The 1205-nt window shown below is 67.9% G+C and carries 1 protein-coding gene; it reads right to left on the bottom strand.

Going from position 1 to position 1205, the window contains the following annotated elements; genetic code table 11:
* The coding region (locus tag AB0E98_RS33830; RefSeq protein WP_361710334.1) for a DUF3418 domain-containing protein at window positions 1–1205 on the bottom strand (1205 nt) is incomplete at both ends.

Raw genomic sequence — 1205 nt, 5'->3', positions numbered from 1 at the left:
CCGGGATCTGCCAGTCGAAGCCCTCGTCCGTCACCTGGTTGAGCACCTGGAGCGGCACGTGCACGGTCACTCCGTCGGCGTCCGCGCCCGGCTCGAACTGGTACGTCACCCGGAACTTCAGCGGCCCCTGCCGCCACGAGTCCGGGTAGTCGTCCTTGGTGACCGCCCCCGCCTTCTCGTTGATGAGCATCTCGCGCTCGAAGTCGAGGAAGTCGGGCTGCTCGCGCCGCTTGTGCTTCCACCAGGAGTCGAAGTGCGCGCCGGAGACGACGTGTTCGGGCACCCGCTGGTCGTAGAAGTCGTACAGCGTCTCGTCGTCGACCAGGATGTCCCGGCGCCGTGCCCGGTGCTCCAGCTCCTCGACCTCGGTCAGCAGCCTGCGGTTGTCGGCGAAGAACTTGTGGTGCGTGCGCCAGTCGCCCTCCACCAGGGCGTTGCGGATGAACAGCTCGCGGCTGACCTCGGGGTCGATCCGCCCGTAGTTCACCTTGCGCTGCGCCACGATGGGCACGCCGTAGAGCGTGACCTTCTCGTACGCCATCACGGCCGCCTGGTCCTTCTCCCAGTGCGGTTCGCTGTAGGTGCGCTTGAGGAGGTGCCCGGCGAGCGGTTCCACCCACTCCGGCTCGATCTTCGCGTTGACGCGGGCCCAGAGGCGGGAGGTCTCCACCAGTTCGGCCGACATCACGAAGCGCGGGGGCTTCTTGAACAGCGCCGAGCCCGGGAAGATCGCGAACCTCGCGTTCCGGGCGCCCACGTACTCGTTCTTCCCCGTGCTCCTCCCGCCGTCGCCCCCGGCCTCCTTCACGTCCTTCATGCCGACGTGGGAGAGCAGCCCGGCCAGCAGCGACACGTGCACGCGGTCGTCGGGGGCGGCGTCCTCGGCGTCGTTGACGTGGATGCCCATCTGCTTGGCGACCGTGCGCAGCTGCGTGTAGATGTCCTGCCACTCGCGGATGCGCAGGAAGTTGAGGTACTCCTGCTTGCACATCCGGCGGAAGGACGACGAGCCGCGCTCCTTCTGCTGCTCGCGCACATAGCGCCAGAGGTTGAGGAAGGCGAGGAAGTCGCTGGTCTCGTCCTTGAAGCGGGCGTGCTGCTGGTCCGCCTGGGCCTGCTTGTCCGCCGGACGCTCCCGCGGGTCCTGGATGGACAGCGCGGCGGCTATGACCATGACCTCGCGGACACAGCCGTTCTTGTCCGCC

Origin of the sequence: Streptomyces sp. NPDC037389, from assembly GCF_040636475.1 — a bacterium.
In the GTDB taxonomy this organism is placed as follows: domain Bacteria; phylum Actinomycetota; class Actinomycetes; order Streptomycetales; family Streptomycetaceae; genus Streptomyces; species Streptomyces hesseae.
Note: the sequence above shows the minus strand (reverse complement) of the source record. Positions and strands in the feature narration are given on the sequence as shown.